General features: G+C 44.7%; 21 protein-coding genes. 20 read left to right on the top strand and 1 reads right to left on the bottom strand.

The genetic code is table 11. The features are described from left to right. Positions 1–7: 7 nt before the first annotated feature. The 9 genes from AR337_RS05890 (at position 8) to AR337_RS05855 (ending at position 6,849) form a co-directional block, all read left to right on the top strand. Positions 8–1,990, top strand: a complete 1,983-nt coding sequence (locus tag AR337_RS05890; protein ID WP_059171097.1) for a heme lyase CcmF/NrfE family subunit — start codon at positions 8–10, stop codon at positions 1,988–1,990. A gap of 1 nt (position 1,991) precedes the next feature. Beyond that, a complete protein-coding gene (locus AR337_RS05885; RefSeq protein ID WP_059171096.1) occupies positions 1,992–2,495 on the top strand; it encodes a cytochrome c-type biogenesis protein in 504 nt (167 codons plus the stop codon). A gap of 12 nt (positions 2,496–2,507) precedes the next feature. Continuing rightward, positions 2,508–2,873 carry a hypothetical protein gene (locus tag AR337_RS05880; protein WP_059171095.1) on the top strand — a complete coding sequence of 122 codons (366 nt, stop codon included), beginning with the start codon at positions 2,508–2,510 and terminating at the stop codon, positions 2,871–2,873. After that, positions 2,870–3,859 carry a hypothetical protein gene (locus AR337_RS05875; protein ID WP_059171094.1) on the top strand — a complete coding sequence of 330 codons (990 nt, stop codon included), beginning with the start codon at positions 2,870–2,872 and terminating at the stop codon, positions 3,857–3,859. The genes AR337_RS05880 and AR337_RS05875 overlap by 4 nt, the downstream gene beginning before the upstream one ends. Positions 3,860–3,882: 23 nt before the next feature. Beyond that, positions 3,883–4,587 (top strand): heme ABC exporter ATP-binding protein CcmA, encoded by a 705-nt coding sequence (gene ccmA, locus AR337_RS05870; protein WP_059171093.1) that lies wholly within the window; start codon positions 3,883–3,885, stop codon positions 4,585–4,587. Then, on the top strand, positions 4,584–5,264 hold the full coding sequence (locus tag AR337_RS05865) for a heme exporter protein CcmB (protein WP_059171092.1): 681 nt from the start codon (positions 4,584–4,586) through the stop codon (positions 5,262–5,264). Before ccmA ends, AR337_RS05865 begins: the two co-directional genes overlap by 4 nt. 3 nt (positions 5,265–5,267) lie before the next feature. Continuing rightward, positions 5,268–6,029 carry a cytochrome c biogenesis protein gene (locus AR337_RS05860; RefSeq protein WP_082686869.1) on the top strand — a complete coding sequence of 254 codons (762 nt, stop codon included), beginning with the start codon at positions 5,268–5,270 and terminating at the stop codon, positions 6,027–6,029. Positions 6,030–6,041: 12 nt separating this feature from the next. Then, positions 6,042–6,167, top strand: a complete 126-nt coding sequence (locus AR337_RS22620; protein ID WP_082686868.1) for a CcmD family protein — start codon at positions 6,042–6,044, stop codon at positions 6,165–6,167. Positions 6,168–6,270: 103 nt separating this feature from the next. Next, a complete protein-coding gene (locus AR337_RS05855) occupies positions 6,271–6,849 on the top strand; it encodes a TlpA disulfide reductase family protein (protein WP_253701533.1) in 579 nt (192 codons plus the stop codon). Positions 6,850–6,948: 99 nt separating this feature from the next. On the opposite strand, the gene AR337_RS05850 is transcribed toward AR337_RS05855, so the two are convergent. After that, a complete protein-coding gene (locus AR337_RS05850) occupies positions 6,949–7,605 on the bottom strand; it encodes an SIMPL domain-containing protein (RefSeq protein WP_059171091.1) in 657 nt (218 codons plus the stop codon). Between the two features lie 181 nt (positions 7,606–7,786). Here AR337_RS05850 and spoIIIAA point away from each other — a divergent pair, with 181 nt between their 5' ends. From spoIIIAA to AR337_RS05795, 11 genes are all read left to right on the top strand, one after another. Next, complete coding sequence (spoIIIAA, locus tag AR337_RS05845) at positions 7,787–8,713, top strand: stage III sporulation protein AA (RefSeq protein WP_059171090.1); 927 nt, start codon at positions 7,787–7,789, stop codon at positions 8,711–8,713. Continuing rightward, positions 8,714–9,229: a stage III sporulation protein SpoIIIAB gene (gene spoIIIAB / locus AR337_RS05840; RefSeq protein ID WP_059171089.1), complete on the top strand. Its 516-nt coding sequence runs from the start codon at positions 8,714–8,716 to the stop codon at positions 9,227–9,229. A gap of 11 nt (positions 9,230–9,240) precedes the next feature. After that, complete coding sequence (gene spoIIIAC, locus AR337_RS05835) at positions 9,241–9,444, top strand: stage III sporulation protein AC (RefSeq protein ID WP_053367087.1); 204 nt, start codon at positions 9,241–9,243, stop codon at positions 9,442–9,444. A gap of 23 nt (positions 9,445–9,467) precedes the next feature. Continuing rightward, positions 9,468–9,851, top strand: coding sequence for a stage III sporulation protein AD (gene spoIIIAD, locus AR337_RS05830; protein ID WP_301335713.1), 384 nt, complete (start codon positions 9,468–9,470; stop codon positions 9,849–9,851). 34 nt (positions 9,852–9,885) lie between these two features. Beyond that, a complete protein-coding gene (spoIIIAE, locus tag AR337_RS05825; protein WP_156424324.1) occupies positions 9,886–11,073 on the top strand; it encodes a stage III sporulation protein AE in 1,188 nt (395 codons plus the stop codon). 13 nt (positions 11,074–11,086) lie between these two features. Continuing rightward, positions 11,087–11,701 carry a stage III sporulation protein AF gene (spoIIIAF, locus tag AR337_RS05820; protein WP_059171086.1) on the top strand — a complete coding sequence of 205 codons (615 nt, stop codon included), beginning with the start codon at positions 11,087–11,089 and terminating at the stop codon, positions 11,699–11,701. A 5-nt stretch (positions 11,702–11,706) separates the two neighbouring features. Beyond that, positions 11,707–12,351 carry a stage III sporulation protein AG gene (spoIIIAG, locus tag AR337_RS05815; RefSeq protein ID WP_367576251.1) on the top strand — a complete coding sequence of 215 codons (645 nt, stop codon included), beginning with the start codon at positions 11,707–11,709 and terminating at the stop codon, positions 12,349–12,351. 15 nt (positions 12,352–12,366) lie between these two features. Next, entirely contained in the window at positions 12,367–12,927 is a 561-nt protein-coding gene (locus tag AR337_RS05810; protein ID WP_059171085.1) for a SpoIIIAH-like family protein, read from the top strand. A gap of 858 nt (positions 12,928–13,785) precedes the next feature. Next, a complete protein-coding gene (gene accB / locus AR337_RS05805; RefSeq protein ID WP_059171084.1) occupies positions 13,786–14,292 on the top strand; it encodes an acetyl-CoA carboxylase biotin carboxyl carrier protein in 507 nt (168 codons plus the stop codon). Positions 14,293–14,297: 5 nt separating this feature from the next. After that, positions 14,298–15,650, top strand: a complete 1,353-nt coding sequence (gene accC / locus AR337_RS05800) for an acetyl-CoA carboxylase biotin carboxylase subunit (protein WP_059171083.1) — start codon at positions 14,298–14,300, stop codon at positions 15,648–15,650. Between the two features lie 21 nt (positions 15,651–15,671). Next, positions 15,672–16,082, top strand: coding sequence for an Asp23/Gls24 family envelope stress response protein (locus AR337_RS05795; protein WP_059171082.1), 411 nt, complete (start codon positions 15,672–15,674; stop codon positions 16,080–16,082). The last annotated feature ends 139 nt before the right edge of the window (positions 16,083–16,221 follow it).

Genomic DNA, 16,221 nt, shown 5'->3' with positions numbered 1-16,221 from the left:
ACGACAAATGTATTTATTCGCTAACGCTACAATTTATGTTGGTCTGGCACTGGCTGTATACGCACTGCTAGTAACCACCTACGGGATTGCCGTAAAAAGCCAAAGGCTGGTCAACAGCGGAAAAGGCGCTTCACTAGGTGTTTTTATTAGCGCCTCCCTTGCAATGATTACCCTATTCTATTTACTTGCTACATCCCAGTTCCAATATGAATATGTCAACGATTATACAAGCAGCGAACTTCCCATCATTTATAAACTGACTGCATTATGGGCAGGGAATTCTGGTTCGCTTCTGTTATGGACGTTCTTCCTGACACTTTACATTGTCATGATTATTTTCTCGAGGAAGATGAAAGGGAATCCAATGATTCCTTACATCCTGTCCATCCTTATGGGCAATGCGGTATTCTTCTTCCTTATTCTTGGATTTGTAGCAAAGCCATTCACGCTATTGGCTGAAATCCCAATTGAAGGAAAAGGCCTGAACCCTATGCTTCAAAATCCGGGGATGGTGATTCACCCTGTTACACTTTATCTAGGCTATGTTGGCCTCGCCGTACCATTCGCATTTGCGATGGCCGCACTAATTTTAAAAAACATGGATGATTTCTGGATTAAGATGACAAGAAGATGGACCATCATAGCCTGGCTATTCTTAAGCCTCGGCAATATTTTTGGCGGCCAGTGGGCTTATGTAGAGCTTGGCTGGGGCGGTTACTGGGCATGGGATCCAGTTGAAAACGCATCCTTTATGCCATGGCTGACTGCCACCGCATTCCTGCATTCCGTTATGATTCAGGAACGCAAGAACATGCTGAAGGTATGGAATGTTAGCTTAATCATAATCTCTTATGCTCTCACTCTCTTTGGAACCTTCCTTGTGCGAAGCGGCGTCCTTACCTCAGTCCATGCTTTCGCAAACTCGAATCTGGGTTTATATTTCCTGATTTTCATGGGAGTGGCTGTAATTGGCGCGATGTATGTCCTGATGAGCCGTTACAATCTAATAAAGCGGAGCGCAGGCGAATTCAATTCGTTTGTTTCAAAAGAAAGCTCGTTCTTAATCAATAATCTGTTGCTTGTCGGATCTGCATTCGCCGTATTCTGGGGAACCATTTTCCCGCTCGTATCGGAGGCAGTAAGGGGCACAAAGGTAACTGTTGGAATCCCGTTCTTCAATGCGGTCCAGGCTCCAATCCTGTTGTCAATGATGTTTGTCATGGCCGTATGCCCTCTCCTTGCATGGCAGAGGTCATCTTTGAAAAACCTTAAGAAAAACTTCCTGATACCTGCCATTCTTGCGGTAGCCGCAATGGCTCTAATGGTTGTCCTCGGCATCCAAAAAGCCTGGGCTGTAATCGGTAATGGGGTCATCATCCTGCTCCTTATTACTCACTACCTTGAATTTTACAGGGGAGTAAAGGCGAGAAGGAAAATGACCCGCGAAAATGTTCCCGTGGCGCTTTACAGGCTGATGACAAAGAATCGCCGCCGTTATGGAGGGTATATCGTCCATTTGGGTATTGCTTTCATAGCACTGGGAATAATCGGCTCGCAAAACTATGATCATGAAACAATGAAAACAGTTCCGATAGGAGAATCTATCGAAATTGATGATTACCGAATTAACTACGATAAACTTGATCAAAAATCAGAAGGCATCAATGATATTGTCTATGCTGACCTGACAATTTTCAAAAATGGAAAACGTCTTGGCAACTACGAAGTGGAAAAAGTTTTTTACGGGAACTGGGACCAGCCTTCTTCCGAAGTAGCTCTAATCTCCAGTGCGAAGGAAGACCTTTATATCATTCTCAGTGCTTGGGAGGATGACGGTAGAGCAACCTTCATCGTTAAAGTCATTCCAATGATGACCTGGATGTGGTTCGGTTCATTCCTAATTGTCGTTGGCTCATTGTTTGCGGTTTGGAATGGCAAGTTCCAAGGAGTTACCCCAAGGTATACTGGTACATCCAAGGGGGTGGCGTAATATGCGGTACAAAGCATATATCGCAATCGTTCTTGCCCTGTTTTTCATAAATGGAGCCAGTTTTCCCGCGCATGCAAAGGAATTTGATTACAAGTCGAAGGAATTTAAAGCAGTTGCCTCTCAGTTTTCATGTACTTGCGGCTGTGGGCAGGACCATTTTGAATGCGACCCAAATACCTGCAACCTGACTGTTGAATTTAAAAAAGACCTCGTTGATATGATGAATAAAGGCATGGATAAAGATGAAATCCGTAAATATTACATTGGCATTTATGGGGAAGAAATCCTGACTGCCCCGGAAAAAGAGGGGTTCAGCCTTACAGCGTGGGTGCTGCCGTTTGTAGCACTCGGAGGAGCGGGAACAGCATTGTTCTTTGTCATTCGGAAATGGGTTGGAAAGAAAGGGCCGGCTTCCGAACAACTCGATGAAACAACCGGGCAGGACGAAGTGGAAAATGAAATTCTCTCTTCGATCATTGATGAGGAACGAAAAAAGTATCTTTAGGATGTGAACAGAATGGAAGGCATTTCAATCATCTCGATGCTCCTTACCGCTGTGTTTGTGCTCGGCTGCCTCTATTTGGTACTGGCGCCCTTGTTTAAAGAGGAAACATTTCTTGACCATACAAGGAAAAGCCAGACAAATGCCGCCTCCAGGGAAGCATTACTAACAACACTTAACGAAATTGAATTTGAATATAAAATGGAAAAACTCTCTGAAAGCGACTATCGGCAATTGAAGAAGCAATATGAAAGCCAGGTTGCGAAAATCATGCGTGATGAAGAAGAAACAACGGAAAGCAATGTAGACAAGGAATTAATGGCCGAGGTTGAAAGGGAAATCGAAGCCTCCATGAAGAAGAAAAAGGGGGGAGGGAAGTGATTAGGAAAATCACGATTTTCCTCTTAGGCCTCCTCCTGCTGGCGCCGGCTGGTACAGGTATGGCAGCCGAATCAAAAGTCATGATCGATATGCATTACCTCGTTGTCAGCCCCGCCGAAGATGGATCGACGAACATGATGAATATGGTGAACTACACCAACACAGATTCGGAGGAATACAAGGGAGATGGCAACAGTGAGGCCGTTTTGAAGGTAACCTTGCCGGAGGGCAGCACGAGCCTAAACTTCCTCGACGGCAAGATTGCCCTGAAACAAACTCCGGAAGGATTCATTACAACGGATCCTCTTCCGGGAGGACAGACGATTGTCCTTCCTTACAGCTACAAGATGCCCGCGGGAAAAGATATAAACCTTGCTTTTGACTATCCGGTCCAGATGATGCAGGTGCTGATCCCGGAAGGAATGGGCAGCATTGAATTCAAAGGAATAGAAGCGACAAACCAAGGATCGTTTAATTTTGAAGACCAGAAATATGTTGGGTATAGCATTGAAGGAGTACCCGCGGACCAGGCGATTACCATGATTTACAACAGGGACATCCAGCCGAGTACGGGAGAAACAAAGCAAACAGGGACCGGTACAGAAAAGGGAGGCGTAGTGAACAAACAATCGCCAGCATTCCATAATCCGGGACACCTGCGGATGTGGTACCAGTCACCATTGAAAACCTTTAATCCCCATATATTAATGATTGTGCTTGCAGCTATTCTCATCGCCGGTATATCCTACTTCTCTTATTTTAGGATGAAAAACCGCGCCGAGGCCGAAAAGCTTGAGAATGACTCCGATGAAAAGGCATTCAAGCTCCTAATGGCAAAGCAAAATACGATCATGGACAAAATTTTGGAGCTGGAAGAGACCTATGGGAATGGGTTGCTGACAGAAGATGAGTATAACGCGAAAATTGATGCTTATAAGCAACATTTAGTAAAAGTTAAGATTGGATTAAGAAGGTTTGTAGAGTAAAAGCGGAGTGGGAGGGTCTCTGTGTGATTAAGATAAAAAAACTGACAAAACAGGCAGATAATAAGATGATCCTTAGGGGGATTGACCTTTCCATTAATAAGGGGGAAACAGTTGGGATACTTGGTCCGAACGGAGCAGGGAAAAGCACGCTCTTAAAGGTGCTCGCCACTCTTGTTAAACCGTCGACAGGGCAGTTGGAAATCGGCGGATTTGAATTGAAGAAGAACCAGGCCGAGATCAAGAAGCTGTTTGGGTATCTCCCCCACTCCAGTCTGCTCTATGACCACTATTCTCCCCTTGAAAACCTTGTTTTCTTCGGGAAACTATACGGGTTGAAAAATGCGGAAGAGAGAGCGATTCAACTTGTTAAGGAAGTGGGTTTATCTTTCTTCCTGAATGAGCCGGTCAAAAACTTTTCGAGGGGAATGGTCCAAAGGATTGCAATTGCAAGGGCGATTATCCATCAACCTGAAATCCTCCTCCTTGATGAACCTCACACCGGGCTTGACCAAGGAGCGATTTCCATTCTGAACAATGTCATCCTCGAAATGAAGAAAAGGGGCGGGACCACATTGATGGTAACCCATGACTTCAAACAGGCCGCGGAAATATGCGACAGGATCATCATTATCAAAAACGGAAAGATAGCCGATGACTTTGTGCTTAAGGATAGGAAGATCAATACCTTGAATGAAAAGTATTTATACCAGGTGGAGGGAGTTTCATGAATATTTTCCGGCCTGCCCTCCTAATCGCAGCAAAGGAATTAAAATCGGAATTAAAAACAAAACAAGTCCTTGCCACCATGCTTATTTTTGCAGGGCTAGTCATTTTAATATTCAGTATTGCTTTCGACCCGCAAAACAATTTCACAAAAGCTGTAGTTCCAGGAGTCATCTGGGTCATAATTGTTTTCGCAGGAATTCTTGGTCTGAACAGGTCTTTTATTTCTGAACAGAGGAACGACACGATGCAGAGCCTTCTGATTGCGCCAATTGAGGCATCGGGTATTTATTTAGGTAAAATGTTGGCCAACCTGGTGATGATACTTATTGTTGAAATTGTCGCGCTGCCGTTTTTATTCCTTCTTTTTGATTTTAAATATATGGGCAGCTTCCCGTATTTCGTTCTCGTCCTTTTTATCGGAAGTTTCGGTTTTATAGCAATCGGGACATTCCTTGCGGCACTGGCAGCGAATTCAAAGAGCAGCGAGATGCTTCTGCCGCTATTACTGTTCCCGATAACCAGCCCGATTTTGATTGGTGCGGTCCAGTCCACAAAGATTATCCTGACCAACATGGAAAATCTCCCTACAGCAATTGCCTGGATGCAATTGATTGGAGCGTATGATGTAATCTTCTTTGTTCTTTGCTTTTTATTAATAGACTATGTATTGGAGGTATAGGAGATGAGTGCTAATCTCGAAAAGCAGCATGCTCCACTCAACCCAGCCAGCCAGGCGTCCACCGGAAAGCCGGCCGTTACTAAAATATTGTTTGGCTGTGCTGTCGTATCGATGCTTGCCGCAATTTATCTAATATTCATGTATGCCAAGGTTGAAATTACAATGGGAGCCGTTCAAAAAATCTTTTATATACACGTAGCATCCGCGTGGACGGGGTTTCTCGCATTTTTCGTAACATTCATTTTTAGTATTTTGTACTTGTTTAAACGAAAGAGAATTTTCGATACGTACGCCTTCATTTCGGCGGAAATCGGCGTCGTCTTTACAACGATTGTCCTGACTACAGGTCCGATTTGGGCAAAATCTTCATGGAATACATGGTGGGCCTGGGAGCCGCGCCTGACGACCACCCTGGTCTTATGGTTCATCTATATGGCTTATATCATGATTCACCAAATGGACGGGGTATGGGACAAAAAAGCCCGCCTCGCAGCGGTATTTGGAATTATCGGTTTTGCCGATGTGCCGATCGTCTGGTTTGCCATCCGCTGGTGGAATTCCAAATTTCACCCAATTGTATTCGGTGAAGGCCCTAGCCAGAAAGGCGGCGGGATTGACAGCACAATGCTGGTCGCCCTGCTCGCAACCATTACAGCGCTGACTTTCTTTTATGCGTATTTGCTGAATAAAGGGGTCACCATTGAAAATATGAAAATAAAAGTCGCCCAGTATAAAGAAAAATTGAGAGAATCAATTGAAAATTAGGAGGAAACCAAAATGGAATACATGTATGCAGCTTATTCAGTAGCCTGGATTGTGATCTTTTCCTATCTAGTCGTTCTTGGAAAGCGCCAAAGCAGCCTAAAAAAGGAAATCGAATTTCTAAAGCTCCACGATAAATAAAGATCTTTTTCCCGGCCTGGATGAGCCCCGGCCGGGAAAGTGCCGGTTAACCCGAACATAACTTAAGGGGGAAGCGGGCAATTACTGTTTGGAGGAAAATACTATGAACCAGGATGAAATCAAAGGAAAAGCGGAAGAAGCCGAGCCGGCCGAATCATCCAATTCCTCTCCGATGAAAAAAAGAATGATCAGGTTAACTGTTCTTTTGCTGGTTATTGGCATGTTTGGATATTTCTCTTATACCATGGCCAATAAATCGGATATTCCAAGGGAAGGCGACCCTGCTCCAGTGTTCGAACTTGAAAATCTGGATGGGAAGATGGCTAGCCTATCCGATTATAAGGGGAAGGTTGTGGTCCTGAACTACTTTGCAACCTGGTGCGTCCCATGCGTGGATGAAGCCCCCGAGCTGGAGGCTTTTTCGAAAGAATATGGAGATAAGTATGAATTACTTATCATTGACAGGGGCGAAACACGCGACCGCGTCAAAAAGTTTATTGAAAAGCACGATGTTGGCTCGTCCACTTACCTGTTTGATTACAATTCCAAAGTTTCAAGGATGTATGGAGTCTTAAAGCAGCCTGAATCCTTCGTTATCGACAAAGAAGGTGTCATCCGCGAATACATCCAGGGTCCCATCACAAAAATGGAACTTTATAATCTTGTAAGCAAGTATGATTAAAGGATTAAGCTCCCAGTGGGCTTAATCCTTTTCTTGTTGTCTATTTATATTCATAGTAACATTCACATTTTTAACCGAAGAGGGAGGTTTTTTTTCGTTTTACCTCCCGGTTTCGAATTGGTATTCTGATGTGACGTAAGCTTCGACTAGGAGCTGGCCGGGCTGAATTTGAGTTGTAGAGATGCCTTTTACCATGGAGGTATGGTATTCCTGAAAAGGCCTTGGAGATTCGTTCCCTTCTATGACTGATAGCGGTACGGGATTCAATCTTACTCCCAGTGCATTACTAATAGTCATGGCTTTTTCATATGCATTTTTTACTGCGAGTGTTAGAGCTTCCTTATAAAAGGCATCCCGTTTGCTGGATGTAAATTGAATGTCGGAAACATAATTCGCCCCATTTTGTACTGCTGAATCAATCACAATTCCGACCTTCTCCAAATCTGTTATCCTTACCTGCAAAAGGTGGGTAATTTTATAACCACGAAAAATTTGTGTACCCTCCTTGTAATCATACATCGATTCAATCCTGTAGTCGGAGGTGCGGATATTTTCGGCTGGAATCCCGAGACCCAGGAGAGAGTTTATCACCTTGGAAACCGCCAGCGCATTTTGCTGCTGCCCTCCCACCAAATCCATCTGCTCTGTTGAAACGCCAACTACTGCTGTCGCACTATCCGGCCTCGTAGTTACAGTACCTTCTCCTTTGACTCTGATTTTCTTCTCATCCACAGCTCCTTGTTTTTCAAAATGCACCTTGGATCAGCCTCCTTCGGTTTTTCGTTCCCATTCCTATTTGCAGTTTACTGAAACATTTGTGAAAAAATGACCGTTGACATTAGAACCATTCTATCTGAAAACAGTGAAACAAGTCATATCGAGGCTGTACAGGCATACATTTTAACAATGGTGCAAGCATTAGGGAGGTTGTATGCCAATGGATATTATCAAGGCGTTTTTGCCGATTGCAGTCGCGAATGCTATCGAAGGTATCCCTTCTGCGGATAGAGAAAAGGTCGAAGAAATCAGGATTAGGATCAATAGGCCAATCGAAGTAACCGTAAGGGGAGCCCCGGTCTTTCTCCCGTTGATTACAATGCAAGAAGATGCGGACATTCTATTGCAAAAAATCAGCCAGCATTCCCTGTACGCCATGGATGAAGAGTTAATGAGAGGCTACATTACAATTGCAGGAGGACATAGGGTCGGGCTAGCGGGAAAAGTCATTCTTGAAAGCGGCAAAGTTAGGGCCATCAGGGATGTTTCGTCATTCAATATCAGGATTGCAAGGGAAAAAATCGGAATTGCCCATCCTTTGATCCCCTTTTTATATGAAGGGAATAATTGGCTCCACACTCTTATTATCGGACCTCCCCAAGCCGGCAAAACAACATTGCTCAGGGATATTGCAAGGCTCGTGTCTAGCGGAAGCGAACCTAACGCAATTGCCCCCAAAAAGGCAGGTATCGTGGATGAACGATCCGAAATTGCCGGCTGTGTAAAAGGGATTCCACAGCTAACGTTTGGCCAAAGAATCGATGTGCTTGACGCGTGTCCAAAAGCGGAGGGGATAATGATGCTGATTCGGTCGATGAGCCCGGATGTTATCATTGCGGATGAAATTGGCCGAAAGGAAGACTCGGATGCAATCCATGAAGCGGTTCATGCGGGAATTAAAATAATCACGACTGTCCACGGTGGTTCTATGGAAGAAATCAGGAAGAGGCCCACACTGGAACGGATTATTCAATCCCAAATTTTCGATCGGTACATTGTTCTTGGAAGAGCGGAAGGGCCCGGAACAATCAGCCATATCCTTGATAAGGCAGGGCTCCCTCTTGCCGGAAAAGTGAGGGTGACATAAATGGTGAAATTAATAGGAGCCCTATTTATTTTGTCAGCGACAACTTGGACGGGCTTTGAATTATCCCGGCACCTAAGTGAAAGGCCAAAACAGCTCCGCCAGCTAAAAGCGGCTCTTCAATCCCTTGAAGCGGAAATTATGTATGGCCATACACCCTTGCACGAAGCAGCAAGAAGGCTTTCGGCCCAGCTTCCCAAACCATTATCATTTTTGTTCGAGTCGTTTGGTTCAAAGCTTGCCCTCACGGAAACCACAGTCAAGGATGCCTGGGAAGATAGCCTGCGGGAAGTATGGAAACTGACAGCGCTCGGCCAAGGAGAAATGGAAATTATGAGCCAATTTGGTGAAACGCTCGGCCGCCATGATCGTATCTCACAGCAAAAGCACATCCAGCTCACGCTCAGCCACCTCGAGAGGGAAGAGGCGGAAGCAAGGGAAAGGCAGTCAAAATACGAAAAGATGTTGAAAAGCCTCGGCTTCCTGTCTGGCCTGCTGCTCATCATTGTACTGATATAGGGGGGATTGGAATGGGATTGGAAGTGGATATCATCTTTAAAATTGCCGGAGTAGGCATCGTCGTCGCATTTTTGCATACGGTCCTTGACCAAGTAGGGAAAAAGGAATATGCCCAATGGGTAACCCTATTTGGGTTTATCTATATCCTGTTCCAGGTGGCTGTCATCGTCGATGGCCTCTTTCAAAAAATCAAATCAGTCTTCTTGTTCCAGTAGAGGGGAGGGGTTTTCCCATTGAAATTCTAAAAATTGTCGGCATATCCCTTACAGCCACGTTCCTTGCGATGGTTCTCAAGGAACAAAAACCCAATTTCGCCTTTCTCCTTATATTGTTCACCGGCTGTACAATTTTTCTTTTTCTAGTGGATAAAATCTATGAAATTATTTCGATGATTGAACGGTTAGCCGCAAGCGCAAAGGTTAATTTGATTTATGTAGAGACAATCCTAAAAATTATCGGGATAGCGTATATTGCTGAATTTGCCGCGCAGGTGTCCAAGGATGCCGGGCAAGGAGCGATGGCCTCCAAAATCGAGCTCGGAGGGAAGATTATTATTCTTGCAATGGCCATCCCCATTTTGACCGTCCTGATTGAGACCATCATCAAGCTAATACCAAATTAGACGAATACGTCCCGTATTGCCGAGGTGGAAATATATGAAGCACTCTACTTTCCTTGCTGCTGTAGTGTTCCTGCTATTCTTTTTTGCATTTTTACCGAAAGTAAATGCGTCACCGGAAACTTCCGCCCCTTTCTCCGAAGAACTTGTAGAGGCCCAGCTAAAATCAATGGACGTCTCCGAGTTGATGGGTTTTTGGAATGATTTATCTAAAAAGTATGAAGGTTTTTTGCCCGAAAGCCAAAAAGGAAGCCTATATGATTTCCTAAAAGGTGACAAACAATTTTCTCTTAAGGACTGGGCGAAAGGGTTTATGAGGTTTGCCTTCCACGAGTTCATTGCAAATGGGAAATTGCTTGGCTCCCTTATCCTGCTGACTGTATTCAGTATGTTTCTGCAATCGCTCCAAAACTCCTTTGAAAAAAGCACCATCAGCAAGGCGGCTTATTCAATTGTCTTTATGGTATTGGTGATCATAGCGCTGAATAGCTTCCATATAGTCATCGAGTTTGCCAATGAAACAATCCGGACCATGACGTCCTTTATTCTGGCATTGATTCCCCTTTTGCTAGGTTTGATAGCCTCATCCGGCGGAGTCGTATCGGCGGCATTCTTCCATCCCGTTGTCCTCTTCCTGATGAATATGAGCGGCGTTCTCATTGAGCATATTGTCCTTCCGCTTTTATTTCTCTCGGCCTTGCTCAGCATTGTCAGTGCCATGTCAGACCACTATAAGGTAACCCAGCTCGCAAGCTTGCTAAGAAATTGGAGCATTGGGCTTTTAGGTATCTTCCTGACTGTTTTCCTTGGCGTTTTATCCGTCCAGGGAGCTTCCTCCGCGATTACGGACGGGATTGCGATCAGGACGGCAAAGTTCGTGACCGGAAACTTTGTGCCTGTCATTGGCAGGGCCTTTACCGACGCGGCGGATACAGTCATTGGCGCGTCCGTGCTTTTAAAAAATACAGTCGGAATAGCCGGGGTTGCCATACTGCTCATCATAGCCGCCTTTCCCGCTATTAAAATCCTTATGATAGCGTTTATCTATAAATTTGCAGCCGCCATCCTGCAGCCTCTTGGAGGAGGTCCTGTCATCTCATGCCTTGACATAATTGGAAAAAGCATCATTTATGTTTTTGCCTCACTCGGCATTGTATCCCTTATGTTCTTTCTATGCATCACAGTAATTGTGGCAGCCGGCAACATAACGATGATGATGAGATAAAGGAGGCGGAAACTTGGGGTTTTTAATAGAATGGGTTACCAATATTATTATGTTCATTTTGCTGGCGACAGTGGTTGATATGCTTTTGCCCAATACGGCAATGCAAAAATACACGAAGATTGTGACCGGCCTGCTTTTAATAGCTGTTCTTCTAGGACCTGTCCTTAAGCTGCTATCAAGTGATTTTGAAGATGCGATGGCCTCGATTCCCTCCATAGAAGCTGCGGGTGAAATTGAAAATAGTAAAAATTTAATAGAAATGAAGAAAAATGAAATACAGGAGACACAGCAAGCATATATTTTAGAACAAATGGCTGTCCAACTGAAAAAGGACGCTGAGGAGGAGTTGATGGAACAATATGGTTTCCGGATTGCCGGGGTAACAATAGATGCTGAAAATACGGACGGGCAGGGCTTACCCAGTTCTATTAAAACCGTAACTGTGCACTTAACAGAGCAGGAAGAAGCGGGCCAGCCAATCAAGGTTGTGGAAACGGTCGTAATCAGGGCATCTTCTCCAGTAGCGGAAAATGGCCGGGAAGAAGTACAGGAATCGGTAACCTCGTTTTTAGCGGAAAAATGGAGTGTCCCTGAAAGTGCACTAGAGGTTGCCATTGGAGGGGGATGACAAGGGTGGTGAAAAATAAGCATAGCCCAATTGAATGGTTAAAAAACAAGCTTGCTGATGGACAGCCGGAAGGAAGGAAATTGAAGTATCAGTACATGGCTCTCGTCCTCAGTATCGGAGCCGGCTTTATGCTGATTGGGAATTTATTTTTGCCGGACCGGGAAAATAGTGAAGCTGCATTGCTGGCAAGCACAGAACCTGACAGCCAAGAAATAGCCGCCTTTGGGCAAAAAAAAAGGAAAACAACCGCCACCGATTACGAGCGTGCATATGAAAGCCAATTGAAGGAAGCACTCGAGGAAATGCTGGGTGTGGGAGAAGTGACTGTTATGGTCAACCTGGATTCAACCGAATCCAAAGTTCTTGAAAAGAACACAGTTACCAAAAGGCAAATGACGAATGAGCGGGATCCCAATGGCGGAACACGTGAAGTAGAGGATGCCTCTGTTGATGAACAGCTTGTCATTATCCGCAACGGGGAAAAAGAAGAACCCATTGTCATTGAAACAAAAAAACCGGAAATCAGGGGCGTACTAGTTGTCGCCCGGGGTGCGGATAACATAGAGGTAAAAAAACGGATTATTGAAGCGGTCACGAGGGCACTCGGGGTACCGAGCCACAGGGTTGCCGTGATGGCCAAAAAAAATTAAGGGGGAATCATAAGAATGCTACTGAAAAAACAAACCGTTTGGCTTTTAACGATGCTGAGCCTTGTTATCGTTTTATCTGTTTACTATATTACCTCTGAGCCACAGGGTGAAAATGAATTTGCTGCCATTGGTGAAAAGGCAAAAGAGGAAGCTGGAACGAAACAGCAGGGAACTTCCGCCCAAAAGGATGGAAAAACAGTCATTACGGAAGCATCCGCCGATGAAGGATTTGAAACATTGCGCCTAAGGTTGAACGACCATCGCAATGAATTGAAGGAAGAGCTGGAAGCACTTGTTGGCACGACCAATCTTCCTGAAAGCAAAAGAAGCGAGTACTATGATAAAATTGATGAGCTGAAAGAGATTGGCTATAAGGAAGAAGTCCTCGAAACATTGCTGAAATCGACGATGGGGTACGAAGACGCCCTTGTCATGGCTGACGGAGGGAATGTGCGAGTAACAGTTAAGACGAAGGACGGACATTCAACCCAGGCAGCGAACGAAATCATCCAGCTGGTCCGGAAAGAGATTGGGTCGATGGCCATTACAGCCGTGGAGTTCAAAACCGCGAAATAGAAGAGTTGACACTTCGGGTAACCTTGGAAATGAAAAATTACAATCCTATTATTTTTAAAGAAAAGGCCGTAAAATCACGGCTTTTTCTTGTTGTAAATGAAATTATTAAATAGAACTTTGAGGATACCTCGAAATAAATTAATGTGTTTCAGCTCCTCAAGAATAGGCTTCGATAGCATAATCCTTGCACGGATAATATGAGGATTTACGAAGAGCGCCTAGCCAGGTTTCCGCGCGAACGTTATTTTTGAATTAACCTAATGTGGACCGGAAAATAAACTTTTTAACTCGGAATGGTTTCATATTCCATGAATATTCAAAAAAGGTCAGTCTGGATTTAAGCTTTAAATATCAATATTACTAATTTTGTTTAAAGCATTGTTGGTTCTTCACTATTAGTGCTGGTTTATGATAAAATGCCTAACTTATATGTTGATTGGAGCGGAGGGCACCGACTCCTCGAAAATGCTACGCATTTTCTTCGTGCGTGGGTGAATTCGGGGAAGCCATTCAGAGTCCTGCGGGATGCAGCGGCAAGGTGGAGACCCCACAGGCGCCAGCGCCGAGGAGGCTCCACTGACGCCCCGCGGAAAGCGTGTGCCTGTAGCGCAAATCAACACATTGATTAAACTACTTTTTGTTGAACAACCGTATTGTTTTTTATGAATTGATCCTATCTTGTTATAAAGGTGAATATTCTTTATTTGCCAACAAGAACGAGGCGGAAATTTCTTTTTTTATTAAAAAGGATTACAATAGAAAGGTGGCCATGGCGACCTTGTTTCGTTATTGAATTTTTACAAGGTGTTATCGTATAGTATTAATATCTAGTCATAATTATTAAGGAGTGCTGCAATTGTGTTAAAAGTACAGGAAATTCGTGAAATAATTAAACTTATAGACCAGTCAAGCATTGATGAATTCGTTTATGAATCAGAAGGTTCAAAAATTAAAATGAAAAAGCATGCCCAAGAGGTTACTGTCCTGCAGCAGCCAGTCCAGGCAGCGCCAGTCCAAGTCCAGGCAGCTCGAGCAGCCCAAGTTCAACCTGCTGCTCCTGCACAACAGGCACCGAGCCAGCCGGAAGAATCAGCAGCCGAAAAGGATCATGCAGACCTTCATAAAATTGTTTCACCGATGGTCGGGACGTTTTACCAATCCCCGTCGCCGGATGCCGATGCCTATGTCAAGCCAGGTTCAAAGGTAAGCCCCGATTCAATCGTATGTATAGTTGAAGCAATGAAACTGTTCAACGAAATTGAAGCCGAAGTGAGTGGGGAAATCGTTGAAGTACTTGTAAAGGACGGACAGCTTGTTGAGTATGGCCAGCCGTTGTTCCTAGTAAAAGCGGCAGGGGAGCGTTAAACCGAATGATTAAAAAACTGTTAATAGCAAATAGAGGAGAAATCGCAGTCAGGGTTGTCCGCGCCTGCCGAGATCTAGGCATCGAGTCGGTGGCCGTCTTTTCCGAGGCAGACCGGGAGTCCCTCCATGTACAGCTCGCGGATGAAGCCTATTGCATCGGGCCTACCTCTTCCAAAGAAAGTTACTTGAATTTTACGAATATCATCAGTGTCGCAAAGCTTACTGGCTGTGACGCCATTCATCCAGGCTATGGATTTTTGGCCGAAAATGCTGCCTTTGCTGAATTGTGCCGTGAATGCAACATTATTTTTGTCGGGCCAAGCCCGGAGGCGATCAGCAAGATGGGAACGAAGGATGTAGCACGTGAAACGATGCGGGAAGCCGGAGTTCCGATTGTACCAGGCTCGACGGGAATTGTTAAGGATGTAGATGAGGCCATTGAAATTGCCGGCCAAATAGGATACCCAGTCATTATTAAGGCTACCGCTGGCGGCGGAGGAAAGGGAATCCGGATTGCGCGTGATGAACAGGACCTCATAAAAGGAATCAATATCACCCAACAGGAAGCAATGACTGCCTTTGGGAATCCGGGGGTCTATCTCGAAAAATTTATCGAGGACTTCAGGCATGTGGAAATACAAATTCTTGCCGATTCGTTTGGGAACACAATCCATCTAGGAGAGCGGGACTGCTCCATACAGCGGCGCCTTCAAAAACTGCTTGAGGAAACGCCTTCTCCCGCACTTGATTCTGAAATGCGTGAAGAAATGGGCAATGCCGCGGTTAAAGCGGCGAAAGCCGTTGATTATACTGGCGCCGGTACTGTAGAATTTATCTATGATTACCGCGACAGGAAATTTTACTTCATGGAAATGAATACGCGAATTCAGGTAGAGCATCCGGTTACTGAAATGGTTACTGGGGTAGACCTTATTAAAGAGCAAATCAACGTGGCTTCCGGAGACAAACTTGCCATGAACCAGGAGGATGTCACATTTACCGGATGGTCCATAGAATGCCGTATCAATGCAGAAAATCCGGAAAAGAATTTCATGCCTTCTGCAGGAAAGATCAAAATGTATCTTCCTCCTGGTGGAATTGGCGTAAGGGTTGACTCTGCCGCGTACCCGGGGTATACAATTCCCCCATATTATGATTCAATGATAGCAAAAGTCATCACGTATGGAAGCACTCGTGAGGAAGCGATCGCCCGGATGAAAAGGGCTCTTTCTGAATTTGTCATCGAGGGCATCCATACAACGATTCCTTTCCACCTCAGGCTTCTCGAGCATGAGAAATTCGTGGGCGGGGAATTCAATACAAAGTTCCTTGAATTGTATGATGTGATGAAATCCTAGATATACCTGGAGGTGTCTGGAATGTATGAAAACGGTGTTTTGGAAATGAATGAAGGAATGGGTGGCCATGGAAAAGTGGAAATCGCGCCCGAGGTTATTGAAGTTATCGCCGGAATTGCAGCATCTGAGGTTGAAGGTGTCGCCTCAATGAGAGGAAATTTTGCTACGGGTGTCGTTGAACGCCTAGGCAAAAAAAACCATGGCAAAGGAATTAAAGTGGAATTAACGGATACTGGAATCAAGGTTGACGTGTTTTGCATGATGAAGTTTGGCGTTTCAATACCTGCGGTGGCACAAAAAGTGCAGGACAATATCCGCCAGACATTGCTGAATATGACAGCCCTTGAAGCAGAGGAAGTCAATATCCATATCGTCGGTATTCAGTTTGAAAGCCTAAAACAGGAAACGCCTGAAATCGAACAGGAAATGTAAAAAGGTGAAAGCCGGGGAATAAAATAAAAAAAGGGGGAACCGGGGCATCCTTGCCTCAGGTTCCTTTTTTTGTAGCAAAGGAAATTATAAAATAGAACTTTGTGGATAACTCGAAACAAGTTCTTGTAATCCAGCTCCT

The sequence above is a fragment of the Bacillus sp. FJAT-27445 genome (assembly GCF_001510665.1).
Classification (GTDB): Bacteria; Bacillota; Bacilli; order Bacillales; family Cytobacillaceae; genus Bacillus_D.
This window is presented reverse-complemented; position numbering and strand designations above follow the sequence as displayed.